The 539-nt window shown below is 47.7% G+C and carries 1 protein-coding gene; it reads right to left on the reverse strand.

Features of this window, described 5'->3' with window-relative positions:
• On the reverse strand, nucleotides 1-539 hold a 539-nt coding region (locus PROVRUST_RS18025), incomplete at both ends, for a GTP-binding protein (protein ID WP_006816339.1).

The raw sequence follows: 539 nt of genomic DNA on the forward strand, positions 1-539 counted from the left end.
ACCACGCAGTAAAACACCAACGTTCTCACCAGCACGACCTTCGTCAAGCAGTTTACGGAACATTTCAACGCCAGTACAAGTTGTTTTAACTGTGTCTTGGATACCAACGATTTCAACTTCTTCACCAACTTTAACGATACCACGCTCAACACGCCCTGTTACTACTGTACCACGACCAGAGATTGAGAATACGTCTTCGATTGGCAGCAGGAATGGACGGTCAATTGCGCGCTCTGGTTCTGGGATGTAGCTGTCCAGGTAACCGGCTAATTCAACAATTTTCGCTTCCCACTCAGGGATACCTTCCAGCGCTTTCAGTGCTGAACCGCGAACAACTGGAGTGTCGTCGCCTGGGAAATCGTACTGAGACAGAAGTTCACGAACTTCCATTTCAACTAATTCTAACAGTTCTTCGTCGTCAACCATGTCACATTTGTTCAGGAAAACGATGATGTAAGGAACACCTACTTGGCGACCTAACAGGATGTGCTCACGAGTTTGTGGCATTGGGCCATCAGTCGCAGCAACAACCAGGATTG

It is taken from the genome of Providencia rustigianii DSM 4541, assembly GCF_000156395.1.
GTDB classification, from domain to species: Bacteria; Pseudomonadota; Gammaproteobacteria; order Enterobacterales; family Enterobacteriaceae; genus Providencia; species Providencia rustigianii.